Annotated in this window: 11 protein-coding genes and 2 riboswitches; of the genes, 5 read left to right on the top strand and 6 right to left on the bottom strand. The window is 36.3% G+C overall.

All coding sequences use genetic code 11. From position 1 onward, the window contains the following. Window positions 1-16 precede the first annotated feature (16 nt). Complete coding sequence (locus ABH957_RS06995; protein ID WP_002011909.1) at window positions 17-505, bottom strand: QueT transporter family protein; 489 nt, start codon at window positions 503-505, stop codon at window positions 17-19. A gap of 6 nt (window positions 506-511) precedes the next feature. Next, window positions 512-556, bottom strand: a riboswitch (PreQ1 riboswitch). 131 nt (window positions 557-687) lie between these two features. Here ABH957_RS06995 and ABH957_RS06990 point away from each other — a divergent pair. From ABH957_RS06990 to ABH957_RS06980, 3 genes are all read left to right on the top strand, one after another. Continuing rightward, on the top strand, window positions 688-1,560 hold the full coding sequence (locus ABH957_RS06990; RefSeq protein ID WP_404444742.1) for an aldose 1-epimerase family protein: 873 nt from the start codon (window positions 688-690) through the stop codon (window positions 1,558-1,560). A gap of 70 nt (window positions 1,561-1,630) precedes the next feature. Further along, window positions 1,631-2,017, top strand: a complete 387-nt coding sequence (locus ABH957_RS06985) for a reverse transcriptase-like protein (protein WP_002011911.1) — start codon at window positions 1,631-1,633, stop codon at window positions 2,015-2,017. 13 nt (window positions 2,018-2,030) lie between these two features. Next, window positions 2,031-2,936, top strand: coding sequence for a DMT family transporter (locus ABH957_RS06980; protein ID WP_158664725.1), 906 nt, complete (start codon window positions 2,031-2,033; stop codon window positions 2,934-2,936). Between the two features lie 2 nt (window positions 2,937-2,938). On the opposite strand, the gene ABH957_RS06975 is transcribed toward ABH957_RS06980, so the two are convergent. Next, window positions 2,939-3,199 (bottom strand): DUF6123 family protein, encoded by a 261-nt coding sequence (locus ABH957_RS06975; protein WP_001195213.1) that lies wholly within the window; start codon window positions 3,197-3,199, stop codon window positions 2,939-2,941. Between the two features lie 182 nt (window positions 3,200-3,381). On the opposite strand from ABH957_RS06975, the gene ABH957_RS06970 reads away from it, so the two are divergent. Continuing rightward, window positions 3,382-3,942, top strand: a complete 561-nt coding sequence (locus ABH957_RS06970) for a cysteine hydrolase family protein (protein ID WP_002186259.1) — start codon at window positions 3,382-3,384, stop codon at window positions 3,940-3,942. Window positions 3,943-3,984: 42 nt separating this feature from the next. Here the strand turns inward: ABH957_RS06970 and ABH957_RS06965 are convergent, their stop codons facing one another. After that, the gene (locus ABH957_RS06965) at window positions 3,985-4,845 is read right to left on the bottom strand and encodes a GNAT family N-acetyltransferase (RefSeq protein WP_404510833.1); all 861 of its coding nucleotides are present in this window, start codon (window positions 4,843-4,845) and stop codon (window positions 3,985-3,987) included. Window positions 4,846-4,967: 122 nt separating this feature from the next. Between ABH957_RS06965 and ABH957_RS06960 the strand changes: the two genes are divergently transcribed. Further along, complete coding sequence (locus ABH957_RS06960) at window positions 4,968-20,000, top strand: DUF7507 domain-containing protein (protein ID WP_404510831.1); 15,033 nt, start codon at window positions 4,968-4,970, stop codon at window positions 19,998-20,000. A 67-nt stretch (window positions 20,001-20,067) separates the two neighbouring features. Here the strand turns inward: ABH957_RS06960 and ABH957_RS06955 are convergent, their stop codons facing one another. The 3 genes from ABH957_RS06955 to ABH957_RS06945 all read right to left on the bottom strand — a co-directional run bounded on the left by ABH957_RS06955 (window position 20,068) and on the right by ABH957_RS06945 (window position 22,269). Next, window positions 20,068-20,208 carry an FbpB family small basic protein gene (locus ABH957_RS06955; protein ID WP_001228051.1) on the bottom strand — a complete coding sequence of 47 codons (141 nt, stop codon included), beginning with the start codon at window positions 20,206-20,208 and terminating at the stop codon, window positions 20,068-20,070. Window positions 20,209-20,544: 336 nt separating this feature from the next. After that, complete coding sequence (locus ABH957_RS06950) at window positions 20,545-21,411, bottom strand: 5'-3' exonuclease (protein ID WP_113937083.1); 867 nt, start codon at window positions 21,409-21,411, stop codon at window positions 20,545-20,547. A 132-nt stretch (window positions 21,412-21,543) separates the two neighbouring features. Continuing rightward, window positions 21,544-22,269, bottom strand: coding sequence for a P-type ATPase actuator domain-containing protein (locus tag ABH957_RS06945; RefSeq protein ID WP_113937082.1), 726 nt, complete (start codon window positions 22,267-22,269; stop codon window positions 21,544-21,546). 354 nt (window positions 22,270-22,623) lie between these two features. Continuing rightward, a riboswitch (M-box (ykoK) riboswitch) is annotated at window positions 22,624-22,789 on the bottom strand. Window positions 22,790-23,079: the final 290 nt, after the last annotated feature.

The raw sequence follows: 23,079 nt of genomic DNA, 5'->3' as shown, positions 1-23,079 counted from the left end.
GGAATAGCTCTTTCATCTATTGCATAAATCTTTCAAATTGCACTCGCTTATTAATCCAGTACATTACAGGCATACCAATTGCCATTACAACAAATTCACCAACTGCACAAGTTAGCCATGTCAATAAAAATGGCAGATCAAACGCAAGATGAAGTTCAATTGCAATCATAAACATTGTGACTGTAAAAATAACTGTATTAAAAATCATACGAGCCCAAACACCTTTAATGAAGCGCATAGAAATAATAGTTGCAAGTAATGCAAGAATGGATTGCCCTACTCCAAATACTAAATCATAAGCGATCATAGGTGAGAAAAAGAGATTCGTTAAAAATACCCCTAATACAATCCCGTAAATTGCTTTCTTATTGAATACAACGAGATGATTAAACATCTCTGAAATACGAAACTGTACACTGGTAAAGCCAAATGGCTGAATAAGCATAGAAACAGCAATATATAATGCCGCTAAAATACCATTACCGACTAATGTCCTTATATTCATGACAAAATCTCCTTAGTTTTTTTACGTGGGATGGTTTCGAACCACGTTATTCGTTTTTAAGCAACAAGATTATATTTTACGCAATAGGCACTCTTTCGTCAATAGATTCCTATCATTTACTACCTTTTTTCTTTTGGACAACGTATAATAAAACATATGAAAGATTTAGGAGGTTTCACTTCATGACAGCAACAATTCAAAATGAAAAAGTGATCGTTTCCATTTCTGACAAAGGTGCAGAATTACAAAGCGTTCGCTTAAAAGAAGATAACACTGAATACTTATGGCAAGGCGATTCTACTTATTGGGGGCGCCGCGCACCAATTTTATTCCCAATTGTCGGCCGATTAGTAGATAATACATACTACGTAGATGGTAAACCATATTCTTTAACACAACACGGCTTTGCTCGTGATCTTACATTCTCTGTAAAAGAACAAAGTGAAACGAATATTACTTATATTGTTACTAGTAATGAAGAAACATTAAAAAAATACCCATACGAATTCGAATTACTCGTTTCTTATGAGCTAGATGGACAAATCGTTCATGTAACATATAAAGTAAATAACCCTACTTCAAAAGAGATGTTTTTCTCAATCGGAGCACATCCTGGTTTCAACTTCCCCTTATTAGAGGGCGAATCATTTACAGATTATCATTTATCATTTAATGGTTCTGAACGCTTAAAAACAAGCGTATTAGAAGGACCTTATCTTTCAAGTAAAAAGCAATTAATCGCTGAAAATGCGAATGAATTACCACTTACATACGATTTATTCAAAAATGATGCACTTATTTTTGAAAATATGAATACGGATGAAATCTCTATTCGTTCTCATAAACATAATAAATTTGTAAAAGTAGAATTTGACGGATTCCCATTTGTGGGTGTATGGACACCAGGCGAGAACGCACCTTTCTTATGTATTGAACCTTGGTACGGGATTGCTGATGAAGTAAATCCGGCAAAAGATTTCAAGGAAAAAAAAGGAATTCAATCTTTACAAACGAATGAAACATTTACATGTCGTTATAGTATTACAATCGGCTAAGTCACTCTATCCCCTACTTCAAAGAAACATATAAGTAGGGGATCATCTTATAATTTGGAGGTTTCTCATTTTGATTGAAGTATATATTGATGGTGCATCAAAAGGAAATCCTGGTCCTTCTGGTGCAGGAGTGTTTATTAAAGGGGTGCAACCAGCTGTACAGTTATCATTGCCCCTTGGGACAATGTCCAATCATGAAGCAGAATACCACGCTTTACTTGCGGCATTAAAATATTGCACGGAGCATAATTATAACATTGTCTCTTTTCGTACCGATTCGCAGCTTGTCGAGCGAGCTGTCGAAAAAGAATACGCAAAAAATAAAATATTTGCACCACTATTAGAGGAAGCACTGCAGTACATAAAAAGTTTCGATCTCTTTTTTATTAAGTGGATTCCAAGTAGTCAAAATAAAGTTGCTGATGAATTAGCTAGAAAAGCTATCTTACAAAATTAACGGGGGTATGAGTGTGAAAAAAGATTGGGTTGCTCCTCTTGCTTTATTATTCGTCTCTTTTATTTGGGGAGCTACGTTTGTTGTCGTTCAAAATGCTATGTCTTTCGTTGGTCCATTTACTTTTAATGGTATTCGCTTTTTATTCGCTGGAATTATTTTATTATTCGTTCAAATGATTTTCTCAAAAAGAGCTTCAAAACAAGATATAAAACAGAGTAGCTTCGCTGGATTAATTGTTGGATTCTTTTTATGTATTGGCTATGTATTACAAACATTCGGCTTACTTTATACAACTTCTTCAAAAGCTGGTTTCTTAACAGGGCTTAGTATCGTTATGGTACCAATTTTGTCTTTTATCTTTTTAAAACAAAAAGCTACCATTTTTATCGTAATGGGCATTGCTGTAGCAACAGCAGGTTTATACTTATTAACGGCTGGTGATTCTTTTCAATTAAACATTGGAGATATACTCGTTCTCGGTTGTGCAGTTGCTTTTGCTGCCCATATTCTTGTTAACGGTTTCTTTTCTAAGAAAATATCACCTTTATTACTAAGCACCTCTCAAGTATTAGCTGTCGGTATATTTTCTTCTATTTGCGCTTTTTTGTTTGAAGATTGGGAAAAATTATTTTCAGTTTCACTATGGACGAATCAATCCTTTTTATTCGCTCTATTTCTAACTTCCCTATTTGCGACATCCATTGCTTTTTTCATTCAAACATCGGCACAAAAACACACTTCTCCAACGAGAGTAGCAATAATCTTCGCAATGGAGCCTGTTTTTGCAGCATTAACAGGCGTTCTAGTTGCAAACGAACAACTTTCTATTTCTGCCATTATCGGTTGTTTATGTATTTTCCTAGGCATGGTTTTTGTTGAGCTACCTTCCAAAACAAAAAAAGAAGCGCAGGCTGCGTGAAGTTATGCTTGTAACTTCCGCATAAAAGCCTTAGCGCTTTTTTTATCTGTAATTTCTTCCTCTTTCAATCGTTCTAATAACGCAACAAAATAACTGCCATCAAACTGTAATTGATGTTTAATCGTCGCTTCTATTGCTACGTTCACAATCCCATCAGATGCACCAGTATATCCTTGTCCGAACATAATAAATCCTTGTGCTTCCTCTGATAATTTAAATCCTTTCGTATGTAAGAATGAAAGATAATCTTCTACTGTTTGCATGATATTCCCACCTACTCAAAAATTCTCCACTTCCTATCATACATGTTTTTACACTCTATGAGAATGAAATTTATTTGACAACTTTGTAAATCTATCGTCTACTTCTTAGAAAAAAGAGGAGTTCCTTACAATATAAAAGAATATGTAAAGTGGAATTTATTTTATATTAAAGGGGATATCGAATGAAACAAGCACTATTAATTATCGATGCTCAGCAAGAATTAATGGATGGAAATGAACAAGAAAATGAAGTTTTTCGTAAAACCGAGCTATTATCTACACTAAATACAGCCGTACAGAAAGCAATAGATTCAAATGCCCTTATTGTTTTCGTAAGAGATATCGATGTTGCTTCTGGTAGCGGAGAAGGATTTGAAGTACATAATCAAATTAAAGTACCTCAGTCTGCAATCCTTATTAATAAAGCAGCAACAAACGCTTTCTATGGCACTTCTTTACTTGAACTTTTAAAAGAAGAGAAGATTAGCCATATCGTTATCGGTGGATGTAAAACAGAACATTGCATCGATACCGCCGTTAGAACAGCAACTGTACAAGGATTTGACGTTACATTAATTAAAAATGGTCATTCCACAACTGATTCTAACGTGTTATCTGCAGAGCAAATTATTGGTCATCATAATAAAACTCTACATGGACATTATAACGTTGATCATTTTTCAATGGTTAGAGATGTCGAGGAAGACCTTTTTCAACCTATTCATGATCAATATCGCGATTAATATGGCTATAAAAAAGAATCCTTTTCACAAAAGGATTCTTTTTTATCCAAAAATTTGCGCTGCAATACTGTATAGTTCTCCATTTCTTTTCAAAATTTGATCACTATTTTTTATCATAATTGGTGGGGTATTAACCTTTTGAAAACCAGTAATCTCTAATTCTTTCATGAAACCTTTCTTTCCTTCTGGTACATCAATTCTTAATTTACCATGATGCTCTCTTGCTAAATAATGTACCATTCTCATTGCCATCGCATCATTTTTAGCAACGACCGGCCCTATTATTTTATTTTCTGGCGTTTGTATACTTAAACCGTAACCTAATACATTTTGTTGTGCATCCTTTGTAACAATACATTGTTCACTTTGAATAATTCGATACTTTAAAAACTCTTCTCTATTTGTTCCAAATGCATCTTTATCTATTTGTATTATTTCTTCTAAATCACGTTCTTCATAATTCACAATATACTCTTCATTTCCTACACAATGGTAATTCGCATTGTACGAGTTACATATGTATTTAGAAACATAACTAACAGCCCTGAATCCTAGTTTTTCATATAAAATTTTCCCCTCATCCGTGGCAATAAGCATAATGGGGGTTTGAGTTAATACGCTTTTAACACATAAATCCGTTATTATCTTTCCAATCCCTCTTCCTTTATAATCTGGATGTACAATTACCATTCCAATTGAGGCTAATGTCTCCCCGTATAGTATAATTGCTGCGCTAGCAATAAGCTCTTCTCTCTCATTTACTACACCATATACTATACCCGTATTCAAAATCATCTCAATTTCCTCTCTGTTGTAATCCCAGCCAATATGAGAAGATAATGCTACAATATCCTCTCTTTTCCCTTTCCTAAGACGCTCCACCCTAATCTCCACTTCAATCATTCCCCATCTCCTTCTTTAGACGTTTGAACCATTCTGCATGAATCAACTTGTACATGTTTCCCTTTATCACTCACACACATATCCTATTTTGACCAAGACTATATTGTAAATGAGGTGACAACATGCCCATTACGAATCGATTTTCTACCACCACTAACGGCGCACTCGCTATTACAGGAAACACACTAGGTTTAAGTAAAATTAGCAATCTAAACCGTGCTGGTACAATCGGTGCAATTGGTGCATTCGTAACTACGAATACCGCTTTACAAGTAACTACTTTTCCTGCAGGTACAACGTTAAACTATACACAAAATAGTTCTACCGCTATTTTGAATATCCCTGCTGGTAGTACTATTCTTTACGCAGAACTCGTTTGGGGTGGAAACTATTTATCTCGGGATCAAAACATTACGAGTGTATTAGGAAACCCCGTTTCTTTTACAACACCTGTGTCAACATACTCAATTACCCCTTCGGCTGTTACAGCTTCAAATCAAACATTCGTTTCTGGATCTGTCACATTTGGATTTTACACACGATCAGCGGATGTAACGTCACTCGTTCAAGCTGCTGGATCTGGATCTTATACAACAGGTTCTGTTCCTGGACTTGTAGATCCTTTAGACGCTTCTAATGGAGCCATTAATTCTGCAGGATGGACGCTTATTGTCGCTTATCAAAACGGTTCCTTACCCGCAAGAAATTTAACAATTTACGTAGCTGGTAACCGCGTTTCTGTAGAAACCGGTAGTGCAGATGTATCTGTCTCAGGGTTTTTAACACCTGCCGGGGGACCTGTAAGCGGGAGATTATTTTTAAGTTCTACTGAAGGGGATGCTGATTTAACTGGGGATCAAGCTTTATTTGGACCAAATTTCAGTTCATTAAATGCATTATCTGGGCCAAATAATGCTGTTAATAATTTCTTCGGTTCTCAAATTAATAATGCTGCAGGGAACTTAGATACAACTGGTACATTTGGAACGCGAAACCAGAGTGCCTCTACAAGTACAAATATCTCCGCTGGAAGACAAGGATGGGACATTACTTCCATTGATATTTCTCCTTATTTAACAAATTCCCAAGTATCTGCCTCAATTCGTTTAACTACTAACGGGGATGCATATATGTTAAATACAGTCGGTTTACAAATCAATATAAACTCACCTAATATACAAGCAACTAAAAGCGTGAATAAAAGTGTCGCTACAATTGGAGATATTCTAACCTATACAGTTACTGTTCCTAACACCGGGCTTCTTCCTGCAAATAACGTTACTTTTACAGATGTTCTCCCTAACGGTACTTCCTTTATACCTGGAAGCGTAACGATAGATAACGTACCACAAACAAACGCAAATCCGGTCGCCGGTATATCTCTGGGGACAATTAATAATGGCTCTTCTCGTACAGTAGCTTTCCAAGCGACTGTCGTTTCTCTTCCAAGTCAAAATCCTATCTCTAACACTGCGAATATTACATTTCAATATACACCGATTGCCGGAGGAACGACTTTTAACGGTCTTGCAACAAGTAACTCTGCAGGAACACAAATTAACCTCGCAGATATTAATGGCACAAAATCAGTTAACAAACTTTTTACCGATATTGGTGAAACATTAACTTACAGTATTGCCTTAGCTAATATAGGAAATATCGCTGCAACTAATGTTATATATACAGATCCGATTCCTAGCGGGACTACTTTCATTCCAGGGAGTGTAACTGTTAACGGAGTTACTCAAGCTGGAGCAAATCCCGCTAATGGTATATCAATTGGATCTATTGCTGCAAATTCTACTACTACTATTTCCTTTCAAGTATTCGTTCCTTCTATCCCCCAAACAAATCCAATATTAAATAGTGGTACAACAACATATCAATACATTCCTGTACCAAATCAGCCGGCAGTAAGTGGAACTGATACGACAAATATTGTCTCCACTCAAGTGAATAATGCTACTGTAACAATGACGAAAGCAGTAGATAAAAACTATGCAGATATTGGCGATACCCTGACTTACACTGTTGCCTTTACAGGTACAGGTAATACGAATGCGAACAATGTTATTTTTACAGATGTCATTCCTACAGGAACAACTTTTGTCCTAAACAGTTTAACAATAGATGGCTCGACACAAGTTGGCGCTAATCCCGCTAATGGTGTGAACATAGGATCCATCCCAACTGGCACAACCAAAAGTGTTTCATTTCAAGTAGTAGTAAACACAATACCCGCGTCAAATGCCATATCTAACGGATCAAGCGCTTCTTATCAGTACACCGTTAACCCTAGCCAATCACCCATTATGAAAAACATTTCTTCTAACGTCGTTACTACTCAAATTAACAATGCGAATTTAACATTAACAAAGTCTACAAATAAACAATTTGCCACAATTGGCGAAACGATAAGTTATACAATCCTTATTACAAACAATGGAAATACGGCCGCCAATAACGTTCAACTAACAGATCCACTTCCAAATGGAACGATATTAACATTAGGTTCTGTAACGCTCAACGGAGTTTTGCAAAATGTAGATTCTCTCGTTGCTTTACCTATCGGCACAATTCCTGGTGGAGCTACTTTCACCTTATCCTTCCAAGTAACAGTCATTAACATTACTGCACAAAACCCTATCATTAATAACGCTTTCTCCTCTTATATTTACACTGTAAATCCAAGCCTGCCACCAACTTCAAAAACAGCAAATTCTAATTCTGTTACATCAACAATTAGACTAGCAAATCTTCATGCTAATAAATCTGTAAGTCAAACGTTTGCGGAAGTTGGAGATGTATTAACTTACACCTTTGCTCTTACAAACGATGGAAATGTTACAGCGAACAATGTATTACTATCCGATTCCATTGCGAATGGCACTTCCTTTGTACCGAACAGTGTTATAGTTAACGGTGTTACTCAGCCGGGCGCAACACCGGCTAGCATCAATATTGGTAGCATCAATGCTAATACTACAATTACAGCTTCATTCCAAATATTAATAACTAGTATTCCAAATCCTAATCCTATTTTGAATAGCGCTTCCATCTCCTATAACTTTATCGTTGATCCAAACGCTTCTCCTGTAAGTACAAACACAACTACAAACACTACATTTATCCAAGTTAATGATGCAAATGTAATTTCGGCAAAATCAGTGGATCGAGAGTTCGCTACTGTTGGAGATATATTAACTTATACCGTTATTTTAACGAATGCAGGAAGCGTTTCTGCTGATAATCCTACTTTCATAGATATAAATCCAGATGGTACTACCTTTATTCCAAATACTTTTCTTATTAATGGCGTTTTGCAAAACAATGCAGATCCAAATATCGGTGTCCTGTTACCTTCTATTCCTGCTAGCGGATTAATTACCGTTTCTTATCAAGTAACTGTCACTGCTTTACCAGCCCAAAATCCAACAACTAATTCATCGAGTACACAGTATAGTTTCGTTCTAAATCCAGGTGATCCACCAATTATAGAAACATCTTTAAGTAATACTGTAAGTACACAAATTAATTTAGCAAATGTAGTTATTGTCAAAGAGGTAGATTTAACTATTGCCGATGTCGGGCAACCAATCACATATACAATTTCCTTAGCTAACCTTGGCAATACTACAGCAAACAATGTTGTTGTTACCGATATAATCCCTCTCGGCACCACTATCGTACCAAATAGTATTTTTATAGGTGGCGCTTTACAGCTAGGTGCAGACCCAAGTACCGGCCTTCAAGTCGGCTCCATTCCTGCAGGTGGTTTTACAACGATTGTTTTTCAAATAAGTGCAAATGGGCTACCTTCACCAAATCCAATTCAAAATAGCGCTTCACTTCAATATAACTTTATCGCTGATCCAAATTTACCTGTTGTTGTGAAAAACGCTACTAGTAATATAGTAACTACACAAATTAATACTGCTAATATTGTTGCTACAAAACTAACGAGCACAAATTTCGCTGATGTTGGTGATGTCATATTATATGCGACTATTTTAACAAATAACGGGAATATCCCTGCTTCTAATGTAACGTTTACAGATATCATTCCAGCGGGTACCCTGTTCATTCCTAATACTGTAACGATTAACAATGTCCCTATAGCAAATGCAAATCCTGCTAACGGTATTTTTATCGGTACGATAGGAGCGAATTCATCACGAACCGTTGCATTCCAGGTTCTTGTACCAACTATCCCTGCTGTAAATCCGATTACAAATCAATCAGGCACAACATTCCAATATACGTACGATCCATCCAAGCCAGCTGTAATGCAGATGGTGGCTTCTAACACGGTACAGACAACTATTAATAACGCCTCAATTGCCGCTACAAAATCTGCAGATAAACAGTTTGCTAACGTAAATGATATTATTACGTACACGACTACTTTAACAAATAACGGGAATACACTTGCATCAAATATAGTATTTACAGATGCCATTCCAAGTGGGACTTCATTTATTCCAAATAGTGTAACAGTAAATGGTACTACACTCCCTAATATAAATCCAGCAAATGGCGTAGCAATTGATCCAATAAACCCCAATACAAATACAACAATCTCATTTCAAGTAATAGTAAATTCCATCCCTAGTCCAAATCCAATCCCGAACCAAAGTAATACAACGTACCAATATGTCGTAAATCCTAACTTACCTCCAGCATCCGCCAATGCGTTAAGTAACGTAATAACAACTCAAATTAATAACGCTACGATCGTCGCTACTAAATCAGTGAATACACCGACAGCTGCAATTGGAGATATCGTTACCTATACGATTGCAGTTACAAACACAGGTAATATCCCTGCTAGTGCAAATGTTTTAACGGATGGGCTTGGCGCAGGAGCTTCATTTATCCAAAACTCCGTAACTATCAATAATGTTCCACAACCAGGATTAGATCCATCACTTGGTATTCACTTAGCAGATATTCCACCAGGTAATACTGTATTTATTGCTTTTCAAGCACAAATTTTAGCGATACCGCCTAGTGGCACATTAACAAATAATGCCCTTGTAAATTATGAATATACAGTGAACCCAAACCAATCACCTGCTGTTGGTAGTACAATTACAAACACAACGGTTACTCCAATTATTGATGCTACTCTATCTATAAATAAAACTGTCAATTCAACATTCGCTACTATTGGAGATACACTTACTTTCACTTCTACCATTACTAATTCCGGTAACACTACCGCAAACAATGTTATTTTTACAGATTTAATTCCAGATGGTACAACGTTTATTCCAAATAGTTTTACAGTAAATGGAACAACCATTCCTAATGCAAATCCACAAAATGGTATCAATATCGGTAACATAAATTCAAATGCATCAGTTATACTCAGCTTTCAAGTAAACATTACAACGATTCCAAATCCTAATCCAATCCCTAATAAATCATCGCTTCAATATAGTTTTATTGTAGATATTAATGAACCACCTGTTTCACGAACAGTTAAATCCAATAAAACTTTTACACAAGTAAATACTGCTTCCGTTATCGCAACAAAAACTGCGAGCAGTGCATTTGCTGCTGTTGGCGATACAATTACGTATACAACTACTCTCACTAATAACGGAAATACAACTGCAAACACACCTGTTTTTATCGATATATTACCACCTGAACTTTCATTCGTTCCTGATAGCATACAAATTAATACCACCCCACAACTCGGATTTAGGCCAGATAACGGGGTTCCTTTAGACCCCATTCCAGTTGGAGGAACGACAACCATCAGCTTCCAAGCTATTGTCGGTTCAATACCAGATTCAAACCCTACGATGAACCAATCTAGTACAACATACTCTATCATTATTGACCCTACCGAGCCGCCTGTTACAGAAACGGCTACTAGTAATCCGGTCTTAGTTCAAATAAATGAAGCAATCATTCAAGCAACGAAAAGCGTGGATCGTATCTTTTCTGACGTAGCACCTGGAAATTCATTTTTAACGTATACTGTTTTATTAGAAAATATAGGGAACACGACTGCTATTAATATCATTTTTACAGATCCGATTCCAAATAATACAGTATTTATAGAAGATAGCGTTCGAGTAGGTGGGGTTTTATTACCTGGAGTAAATCCAGCGAATGGGATACCAATTGGAGATATTATTGCAGGAGATTTTATAAACGTCACCTTCCGCGTGCAAGTAGTTAGTATTCCAAATCCAATTTTCACAATTGGGCCTGGGGGACCAAACTCACCGGTTGTAAACGGTGCTTCTATTAATTATCAATTTATGACAGGACCTAATTTACCACTCGTTTCACGAAGTACAACATCCAATTCTGTTTCGACACAAATAAATTCCGGGGAAATTGTAGCGGTTAAATCCGCGGATAAAAATTTCGCAACGATCGGCGATACAATTTCTTATACAATTACATTAAATAACCCTGGAAATGTCACTTCACAAAATATAATTTTCACGGATATTTTGCCTGATGGAACGACATTTATTTCCGGGACTCTTACAAGCGATTCTGGTACACAGCAAATTGGAAATCCGGCAAACGGGATTCAGATTGGAAATATAAATCCAGGTGGTACGGCTACTATTACGATAAATGTCCTTGTGACAAACATTCCAAGTATAAATCCAATCTCTAATTCTAGTTCTGTACAATTTCAGCATATTGTCGATCCAAGTCAACCCGCTATAACACAAACCGTTTCATCTAATACCGTGACTACGACAATAAATAGTGCAATATTAACTACAACAAAAAGTGCTGATAAATCTATAGTGTCTGTTGGAGATACGATTACGTATACCACTACTATTACAAATACAGGGAATACAGCAGCAACGAATATAACATTCACAAGCGCTATTCCAGCTAGCACTACATTCATACCAAATTCAGTTACAGTAAATGGAGTTCAGCAACCTGGTGCGCAACCAGCACTTGGAGTAAATTTACCAAATATCGCACCCGGTGAAACAGTAACTGTTACTTTCCAAGTAAATGTTATTTCTATTCCCCCTTCAAGCTCGATTATGGATAATGACACAATTTTATATTCTTATACTGTTGATCCAAGCGGAGCTCCTATTACAACTTCTACTTCAACGAATATCGTTACAAATCCTGTACTAGATGCCATGATAACGATGGTAAAATCAGTCGATCAAACGCTTGTAACACTAGGTGATACCATTACCTATACGACCATTTTAAAGAATAGTGGTAATACAAATGCAACTAACATTACTTTCACTGACCTTATTCCAGATGGTACAACGTTTATTACTGATAGCATTACAATAGATGGCATCACACAAATTGGTCTTAATCCTAATACAGGTATAACGATTGGATCAATTGCTCCTAACAGCTCAATATCTATAGCATTTCAAGTTACCGCTACTTCCACCCCTGTTCAAAATCCCATTGCCAACTCCGCTACTGCTTCTTACACATTTATCGCTGATCCAAATGCACCTATTGTTTCAAGAAATGTTACTTCAAACACAACGTTTACTACAATTAATACAGCTACCATTCTTTCATCAAAGCAAGTTGATAAAGCCTATAGCCACATCGGAGATACACTCACTTATACTGTCACTTTAACAAACAACGGAAATTCCTCCGCACAAAATGTTATTTTCACAGATACAATGCCGAGCGGAACTACATTTATCACAAACACATTTTCTATCAATGGAATTCCTCAAAGCGGTGCGAATCCAACGAATGGTGTAAATATTGGTCCTATAACAGCTGGGGCTACAGTAAATGTTTCATTCCAAGTAAACGTGACCTCATTACCAACCGCAAATCCAATTGTAAATTTCTCATCGACATCGTATCAATTAGTCTCACCACCTGATGCAGAAACTTCAATTAGTAATCCTGTTTCAACGCAAATTAGAGAAGCTATATTATCCATGACGAAAAATAAAAGTGTATCCTTTGCAGATACCGGGCAAACTGCCTTTTATACTACTTCTATTATCAATGTAGGCAATACCGATGCAACTAACATTGTATTCACAGACGTATTACCAAGTGGACTCACATTTGTTCCTAGCACGTTAACTGTCGATGGCGTTTTACAACCTAATGCGAATCCAAATACAGGTGTATTACTCGCAGCACTTCCACCAAATGAAATATATAGTATCGTCTTTCAAGTTACAGTGAACAGCATCCCACCGAGTAATCCAGCACCAAATACAGCATCAACGACGTATGAGTTTACTGTTGATCCAGGTAATCCGCCGGTATCGAATACAGCTAGCTCCAACACTACACTTCTTCAAATAAACAACGCAAATATTATTAGTACAAAAACAGCAAATCTTACTTTTGCGGATGTTGGTAATACAATAACATTTACACTTAGCCTTCCTAATACAGGGAATGTGGCTGCAACTGATGTAACTATTATCGATATTCTTGATAGCAATTTAAGTTTCATTCCAAACAGTTTCACAGTTAATGGGCAAACCATTCCAAACGCTGATTTGTCTACTGGTGTAAACATAGGTTCAATTAATGGGGGTAATACGGCAATCGTTACATTCCAAGCAACTGTTACTACACTTCCAACACTTAATCCAATTTCTAATTTTACTTCTACCACATATCATTATGTCGTTGATCCTAGCCAGTCACCTATTACAACTTCCAATCAATCGAATACAACGACAACCCAAATTAATAGCGCTATCCTTACTGCACAAAAAAATTCAAATGCGGAAACGGTAGATATCGGGCAGGATATCGTCTACTCCGTTACAATTACAAATAGCGGAAATGTTAGTGCAACGAATGTTATTTTTACCGACCTTATTCCAGCCGGAACTTCCTTTGAACCGAATAGTTTTACACTTAACGGAATTAGCATCCCAAATGCAAATATAATTACAGGTGTTCCAATTGGTGATATCGCGCCAAACCAATCTGTCATCGTAGCATTTCATATTAATGCCAATGAAATTCCGCCTATAAATCCAATTTCCAACCAAGCTAGCGTTAGCTTCCACCATATCGTTAATCCAGCAAATCCTCCAGTTTCAAAAAATATTACTTCTAACAGCGTTACAACAAAAATTGAAAGTGCTATTTTAAACACTATTAAAATAGGAGATAAAGCTTTTGCAACTATCGGTGATACGATTACGTATACAACTACTATTACGAACACAGGAAATATCTCTGCTAACAACGTTGTTTTCTCAGACCCTATACCGACATGGACACAATTTGTTGCAGGATCAGTCATTGTTGATGGCACTTCATTACCATCCGCTTCTATCATTGACGGTGTTGGCATAAATACAATAACTCCAAATCAAATCGTAACAATTATGTTCCAAGTGCAAATCGTAAGCAATCCAACAACGTTCACACCTGAACTCCAAAACTTAGGATTTGTTAACTTCCAATATAACGTAGGCAATTCATTACAAGCCCAGCCTGGCAATGTGGAAACGAACGTCTTCGTTACTTCTATTAATTCAGCAATACTTTCAGCTGTAAAAACTGCTAATACAGCCTTTGCAAATATCGGAGACACAATCACTTATACAGTTTTGATTCAAAACAGCGGCAATACAAACGCTACGAATTTAAATTTCTCAGATCTTATTCCAGCTGGAACGACCTTTGTTGAAAATAGTTTTTCTGTAAATGGAAGTATCATTCTAGGGGCAGATCCAAATAACGGGGTTAATATCGGAACCGTTAGTACGAACAGTTCCTTAACTGTTACTTTCCAAGTCATGGTTGCATCTACTCCACCTTCAAACCCAATTACAAACGTTGGATCTATTCAATTCACATTCATTGTTGACCCGGCAGCTCCTCCTGTTACAAGCACAATAAATTCTAATGGCGCTTCAACACAAATTAATAACGCTACCGTTACTACTGTTTTAGAAGCAAATCGATCAATCGTATCCATCGGAGATATAATTACGTATACAGCAACATTAACAAATACCGGAAATTTCCCTGCAAATTCTGTATTGCTCATAAACGGAGTTCCTGTAGGTGCAGTATTCGTTCCAAATAGCGTTACGTTAAATGGAATGTCACTTCCAAATGCAAGTCCAACTCTCGGTATTCCAGTTGGTATTATCGCACCAGGTGATTTTGCTACTATTACGTTCCAATTTCTTGCAAGTTCTATTCCACCGCAAGGGGCGATTATAAATCAAGCCATTACAAGTTACACGTATATTGTCGATCCAAGTCAACCTCCAGTTACAGCAACATCCTCATCTAATACGGTTAATACAGCTGTCGTTGATGCATCGTTATCCGTAATTAAAAATACAGATTCTCTCGTACAATCTACTAACGGTACAATCACTTACACAGTAGTCGTTCAAAATAACGGAAATACAACTGCAAATACAGTTAATTTAACAGATTTGGTCCCAGAAGGAACTGCATTTATTCCTAATAGCGTGACCATTAATAGCGTTTCCGTTCCAGGTTCCGATCCAAACGTAGGGATACCATTAAACGCCATCGCGCCGTCAGAAATCGTCACCGTCACATTCCAAGTTATCGTTCAATCCATTCCAAGCGTGAATCCAATTTCTAATACAGCCCGTATTGACTATACTTTTATCGCCGATCCAACCTCTCCTATCATCTCTCGTACAATTACTTCTAATCCAGCATCCACACAAATTTCAGATGCGACTATCATTTCTTTAAAAGCAGTCAATGCACAACAAGCAACAACTAGCGATATTTTGACCTACACGATAACATTAGAAAATAACGGAAATATCTCAGCAACTAATCTCTCATTTTTAGATTCTACTCCAAATGGGACTACATTCGTAGAAAATAGTTTTACACTTAACGGAACAGCTATACCTGGTGCCAATCCAAACGTAGGTGTTACTTTGCCTAACCTTGCAGCAAACGCTACTCACCTTATTTCGTTTCAAATTCTTATTAATAATTCATTCTCGCAAGATTCTATTACAAATCAATCCAATACAACATATACAATTCAACCAGATCCAAGCCAGCCGCCTATTACTGAAACATCTACAAGTAATATTGTCATTACAAATTTTGTGCAAGCACAATTGACAATTACAAAAACGTCCAATCCAATAACTGTAGATATTGGCGGAACTATACTTTATATTTCTGAAGTGAAAAATATCGGCAATGTTGACGCAATAAATATTATTTTTACAGATTCTATTCCAGCTGGGACTACATTCGTTCCCGATAGTGTCACAATTAACGGTGTCCTGCAGCCAGGTGTAAATCCAGAAAACGGAATACCGATTGGAACGATTCCAGCAAATAGTTCAAAAACGATACTATTTCAAGTGCAAACAAACAATCCACCTACTGAAACCGAAATTGTAAATCAATCTTCTGCAAATTACCAATATGTAAGTATTCCTACAGCTCCACCGGTGAATCGCTCTGCAAACTCTAACATTGTTACAACATCACTTCAAAATGCAAATATTATTTCTGTTAAAAGCGCTGATGTAACTTTCGTATCAATTGGGCAAATTATTACCTACACAAATACACTACAAAATATAGGAACCATTCCAGCTAACAATACCGTGTTTATTGATAACATTCCAGAAGGTACTATATTCATTGAAGATAGCTTATCAATAAATAATGTGATTCAGCCTGGCGCGAATCCTGAAAACGGAGTAACTCTCGGCACGATACAACCAAATGAAACAGTCACTATTTCATTCCAAGTACAACTTACAAATATACCGTCCGGCAATACAGTCATTAATATTTCAGACACTTCGTACGAATACCAAATTGACCCTAGCTCTCCGATTATTCAGCGTAGATCGTTATCAAATGCAGTAAACACGGTAGTGCGGACGGCAAATGTTAGTGCAATTAAATCCGCCAATAGATCCATTACACGCATCGGTCAAATCATCACATATACAGTCGCAGTTACAAACGCTGGTACAGTACCTATTACAAATACTCTCCTAATTGACGCAATTGCAGCTGGCACCACATTCGTTCCAAATAGCATCCTTGTAGATGGCATACCAAGACCTAACGAAAATCCAATTACCGGAATCACCCTTGATATTATCCTTCCAAATAATACGATTATTGTTACGTTCCAAGTAAATGTAGTCTCTATACCTTCTCAAAATAACATTAATAATATCGCTGTCATTCACTATGAATATCAACCGGATCCAAGCTCACCACCAATTTCAGAAACGACCTCTTCCAATAGTACAAATATACAATTTATTGACGCTATTCTTATCGCTACAAAATCCGCTAATAAAGTATTAGCTAATATTGATGAAATCATTGAATATACAGTATTAATCCAAAATAACGGATCCACTACAACTAACTCCATCTTTTTTACAGATACTATAGAAGATGGAACAGTATTTATTCCGGGAAGTGTAATAGTTAACAATACTGTACTTCCTGCAGCAGATCCGAATATCGGCTTTCCCATTGCTAATATCGCGTCAGGTCAATCGACAACAATAACATTCCAAGTTTCCGTTACGAATTTACCTGCTGTAAATCCAGCACCTAATACTGCAAACATCGTCTACGACTTTATTTTCAATCCTGACTTTGCACCAATTCAAAAATCTACTACTTCCAATACTACTTTCGTTCAAATTAATGACGCTGATATCGTTTCACTGAAAACTGTTGATTTAACTTCTGTAACGATTGGTGACATTTTAACTTATACAACAACTTTAACGAATACAGGGAATACGGATGCTACTGCTGTTGTATTTACAGACAATATTCCTGATGGAACAACCTTTATAGACGGTAGCGTTTTAGTAAATAACATTCCGCAGCTTAACGCCAATCCAAGTACCGGTATACTTGTAGGAACGATTGCTCCTGACATTTCTATCCCAGTCACATTTTCTGTTACCGTCGTAGCTCTTCCAGCTAGCGGCCATGTTCAAAATCAATCAGCTTCCCGCTATACAATAAACGGGGAAGAACAAATATCGACTAGTAATATTACCTTCACTGAAGTTATTTCTGCTAATGTAATTGCGACAAAAACAACGCCAATCCAATACGCTGACCTACAAACTATTATCCCTTATACAATTTCCATCATAAATAACGGAAATATACAAGTGGAAAACATTATCGTTACAGATATCATCCCAGCAAATACGAGCTTTATAGAGAATAGCGTTATTGTAAATGGCAACGCTCGGCAAAATGACAATCCACTTAGCGGTATACCAATTGATAACATTCCGCCTAATACGACAGCAACTATTCTATTCCAAGTCCGGGTTATTTCGATTCCGCAAACAAATCCAATCTCTAACACGAGTGCAATTGAATATGAATACACGGTACCAGACCAACCACCTATTACCGAAACTATTATTTCATCAGCTGCTGTAACAGAAATTAATCATGCGAATTTGAATAGTAATAAAGCTGTTGACCTTGCATTTGCAACGGTTGGTGATACGTTAACGTATACGATTACATTAAATGAAACTGGTAATGTTGCAGCAAATGATGTAATCATTCAAGATATTATTCCTCAAGGTACTACGTTTATAGAAAATAGCGTCATTGTCAACGGAGAAACTCTTCCGGGAGTTAATCCAGTAAGCGGCATACCAATTGGCACTATAATTGTAGGTGGAAATACTATCGCTTCATTCCAAGTAACTGTAACTTCTATTCCAACACCAAATGAGCTCAACAACAAAGCAATTACTACTTTTAACTATATAGTCAATCCAAATAACTTACCTGTTACAAATACGACTACAACAAATACTGTGACAACAACTGTCCAAAATGATAATGTCGTTGCCATAAAATCTGTTAATGCCACGAATGCATTACCTAGTCAAACTTTAACGTATACAATTACTATTACTAATAGTGGCAATGTGACTATTGACGATTTTCTTATTGTAGACACTGTACCAGTAGATACAACCTTCGTTACTGGTAGTGTTACGATTAACGGAATCAATCAACCTAATGCGAATCCCGAAAACGGTATTACATTAGGAAACCTTGCTCCTAATGAATCTGTTGTCGTTACGTTCCAAGTAACAATATCTTCTTTGACTCTTCAATCTGCTATCAATAACGATGCTACTATCTCCTATACGTTTATCGTCGATCCAACCGAACCACCTATTACAATTACAAAGCAAACAAATACCGTTACAACAACGATCGTTGATCCAATGGTGCGCATTGAGAAAAACGCTGACAAATCTTCTGTCGTTATAGGAGATATTATTACATTCACATTAGAGATATTTAATCATTCCCCAATTCCTACAGTAAGTACTTCCGTTTTAGATATGATTCCAGCTGGTACAACATTTATAGAAAACAGTGTAACAATTAACGGTACTTCGGTTCCAAATATTCGACCAGACACTGGTATTAACATTGGTTCCTTATCGGCAGATGGAGTAGCAACTATAACATTTAAAGTTCTCGTAACTTCTATCCCTTCAAACAGTACAATTATCAATTCCGCAACAGTTACAGCTGCTTTCCAATTGACACCACAGGATCCAATTATTATTTTCATTGTTAATTCGAATATTGTTCGTATACCAGTTCAATTTATAACGGCAGCAGTGATAAAAAATGCTTCCGTCAGCTCTGCTTATTTAAACCAATATTTTGATTATACAGTGCGTATTACGAATACTTCCGAGATTTCACTTTCAAATATTTCATTACAAGACACCATTCCAGCAGGTTTACAATTTATGAACGGTACGGTCTTCATTAATGGGGAACGCTCTCCACTAGCGAATCCGAATATCGGTTTCCTAGTCGCTACTAATTTGGAACCGAACGAAACAATTATCGTGTTATTCACAGTACAAGTGATAAGTCCACCTATTAATAATGAATTTAAAAACACGGCAAACGTTTCTTTACAACTTCAAGTCTCTCCTACCGATCCACCAATCACAGTAACCATTACAAGTAACGAAAACATCGTCACCTTTATTCCAGAAAATCCAGATGAAACACTTCCAAATTTAAATTGTTTCTTTGACGGTGAACGTTTCATACGCATTACTCCTCGAAATATACGAAATTACTTTTGGACTTGGATTTGGTGGCGTTAATCAAAAAAGAAAAAGCTTGTAGTTCGGATAATATCCAAACTACAAGCTTTTTTCATAAACAAAATTATCAATTGCTAGCAGCACTATATGCTACATGTCGTTTCTCAATCCGTTCTTCAATTTCTTTCATATTCTCTTTATTAGTTAGTAGGGATTGTTTATTTTCTATTAATAATTGTTTAAAGGATTTTCTCACTTTTTTTCGCATGTTTATTTTCCTCCTTGGGGGATGGTTTATATAAAAGATAACTTGAAACTTTAATCAATGAGAGGATTTACCCTCACTAATTATTAGCCTACATCAATCGGGCTTTTACAGGGAGTTACTCTTCCATCATCACTCTTTATTCAGCTATAATACTGAGATAGAAGTCCTATCTCCCGTTAATGCGGGATAAGGATTTATCTGTGTGTCCTTATAATAGTTGATTGTTGTGAATTCCATTTGAACTTCATATGAAAATTCCGTTTATTTTCTGACAACTTTGTGAACAAAAAAAGAAAGGTTAATCAAAAATATATTTGATCAACCTTTCCATGCTCTTTAAAGCATATTAATTAATATTTCAGGTCTTCCCCAATTCATTTCGTTACAAACAAAGCGTAGTTTTTCTTCGTCCATTGTGTGTAACCCTTCTTCTAACGAGCATGAAATTGGAACTTCACAATGAATTTGCGCTAATTGTAAAGAGATATTTAAATTCTCTAAATCACTTTCAATTTTTGTGCGCTGCGCTTTCGTTAATGATGCTATATTTTCTAGCACTGCCGATACTGTCCCGTATTCTTGAATAAGCTTATACGCTGTTTTTTCACCAATACCTTTTACACCCGGATAATTATCACTTGTATCTCCCATGAAAGCTTTCGCATGAACAATTTGCCAAGGTTCTACACCTTTATCTTCCATGATTTTTTCCGGTGTGTAATACTCGTAATTTCCAATTCCTTTACGAAGAAGCATAACTGTAACATTCGTATCAACAAGTTGAAGTAAATCTGTATCACCTGTCAAAATATAAACTTCCGCTTCATTGCAATATTGTTTTGCAAGCGTACCGATACAATCATCCGCTTCATAACCTTTCATACCGATTACAGGCATAGATAATTTCGCAGTCATTTCTTGCACTAAATCAAATTGCGGAATTAATTCTTCCGGCGGTGCTGCACGATTTGCTTTATAATTCGAGAAAGATTCCGTTCTAAATGTCGTACTTCCCATATCCCAGCACGTTACAATGTGCGTTGGTTCGATTGCTTGTGTTGCTGTTAATAAATGCTTCATATAACCATGAATCCCATTCGTCGGGGTACCATCTTGTCGTTTCATAAATTGTCCATATACACTTGTTGCGTAAAAAGCACGAAATAATAGTGCCATACCATCAACTAATAATACTTTTTTCATAATTCCTCTCCTACTAACAAAAAATAATAACCTCACGTTATCACGTAAGGTTATATATAGATTACCATTCTACGTTTTTGTTCAACTTTGTCTATTATACATTGTTTTTGTATATTTAGCATCATTAACACATTAAGACATTCTACCACAGCAAGTATGAAGTATTCCTGAATACGTATTTTTACCTGTCGAAACAACTACAGCCTTTGCATTTCCGTCAACAATATACGTACCTTTGAAACATACATTTTCAAGTTCAAGTGGATTATAGTCTTTCATCCGTTTTAATGGAATAAATCGTTTACGTTCAAGATGATAGCAACTTTCAAATTTCTCAATACTAGCATCATTTCCTGTCAGCATAGATTCATTTACTAATAAATCATTTGCATAAATAATACGTACATCTGCCGGCACTGTATCGCCCTCTGAAAGAAAAATCATATCTCCAGGTACAAGCTCTTGTATTGGTAATTTCATCATTTTCAGTTCACTGTTTAGCCCTGTTACGCTAGAGGCTTCTACTCTAGAAACAGTAACTGTTTCACATTGTAATTCATCACCCATATTTTGTTTTGAAAGACCTGGGATCATTCCACTTAGCTTCATCATTACTTCCGCAATACGCGCTCTTTTTGAAGTTAATTCATTTCGACCGTATACTTGAATACGCTTTTGTGCCTCTTTCATAGATAGTCCGTCTCTTGTTGTTTTAAAATACGCAAATACAGATTTTACATCTCTTGTTGCGATTTCAATTAATAAATCTTTATTTTTTTGAAGCATTGTTTGTTCTTTCATTGCTTTTTTACTTAATTTATACGAAGTGTTACCCACACTTTTATTTACATATAACATATTATCGTCTCCTCCTTTACAACATAGGAAGAAACACTTTGTTTCTCAATTTATCCACTTTACCGTGAAAGTGTCTAGCGCTTAAATACTCGAATAAACGCTACATTACGATAAATATAGAGGGAGGAACAAGTCGTTTCCTGCCTACATCATATATTTTTGATTTGAAGTATATGGGTAACGGAACCGAGTCAGAATTTGACATGCTCCTCACCTCCTCTTTAATTTTTTAGTTATAATCTATACTATGAAATTACTCATAGCTTGCTAACAAAAAAGACCCTTACTCATAAGAGAGCAAAGGTCATTGCATACACAAATAAGCGATTCCTAATATAATACAATTAGAAATCTACGGACCTCTCCCTCGCCGAGTTTTAGCACTGTATAGCATAGGTTCATTACCAGCTACGTTAAGAAAAACCTTAATTCGATCATTCCTGTTGACCCATTGGCGTCTCTCGACATTTTTGGGCAGTAGCATTTCTCTATACAGGAGCCTCACCTAACAGAGACTTATTATAATTACATAGAAAATGTTACTCTTATTTAAAATAGATGTCAACACTTTGTATGGAAACTTTTCCTTTTATTACAACAACTATCTCGAGTTTAGTACACTAATACGTATTCTGCTCAGCGTTCGGCTACATAAATTAATTGAACACATATTGCAAGAAATTAGCACATGAAAAATAAAACCCTTACGTTAAAATGAAGTGAACCCGAATAGTGGTACATGAAAAAAACACCTCCTGAATTCGCATACTAAGTATGCAAATTCAATGGAGGTGTTTTTCGTTTGAAGAC

It is taken from the genome of Bacillus sp. RC242 (assembly GCF_044908245.1).
Classification (GTDB): Bacteria; Bacillota; Bacilli; order Bacillales; family Bacillaceae_G; genus Bacillus_A; species Bacillus_A mycoides.
Note: the sequence above shows the minus strand (reverse complement) of the source record. Positions and strands in the feature narration are given on the sequence as shown.

Excerpts from the sequence above, each read along its gene's own strand:
- ABH957_RS06995 (WP_002011909.1), bottom strand. The coding sequence starts at position 505 with ATGAATATAAGGACATTAGTCGGTAATGGTATTTTAGCGGCATTATAT.
- ABH957_RS06990 (WP_404444742.1), top strand. The coding sequence starts at position 688 with ATGACAGCAACAATTCAAAATGAAAAAGTGATCGTTTCCATTTCTGAC.
- ABH957_RS06975 (WP_001195213.1), bottom strand. The coding sequence starts at position 3,199 with ATGCAAACAGTAGAAGATTATCTTTCATTCTTACATACGAAAGGATTT.
- ABH957_RS06970 (WP_002186259.1), top strand. The coding sequence starts at position 3,382 with ATGAAACAAGCACTATTAATTATCGATGCTCAGCAAGAATTAATGGAT.
- ABH957_RS06965 (WP_404510833.1), bottom strand. The coding sequence starts at position 4,845 with ATGATTGAAGTGGAGATTAGGGTGGAGCGTCTTAGGAAAGGGAAAAGA.
- ABH957_RS06960 (WP_404510831.1), top strand. The coding sequence starts at position 4,968 with ATGCCCATTACGAATCGATTTTCTACCACCACTAACGGCGCACTCGCT.
- ABH957_RS06955 (WP_001228051.1), bottom strand. The coding sequence starts at position 20,208 with ATGCGAAAAAAAGTGAGAAAATCCTTTAAACAATTATTAATAGAAAAT.
- ABH957_RS06950 (WP_113937083.1), bottom strand. The coding sequence starts at position 21,411 with ATGAAAAAAGTATTATTAGTTGATGGTATGGCACTATTATTTCGTGCT.
- ABH957_RS06945 (WP_113937082.1), bottom strand. The coding sequence starts at position 22,269 with ATGTTATATGTAAATAAAAGTGTGGGTAACACTTCGTATAAATTAAGT.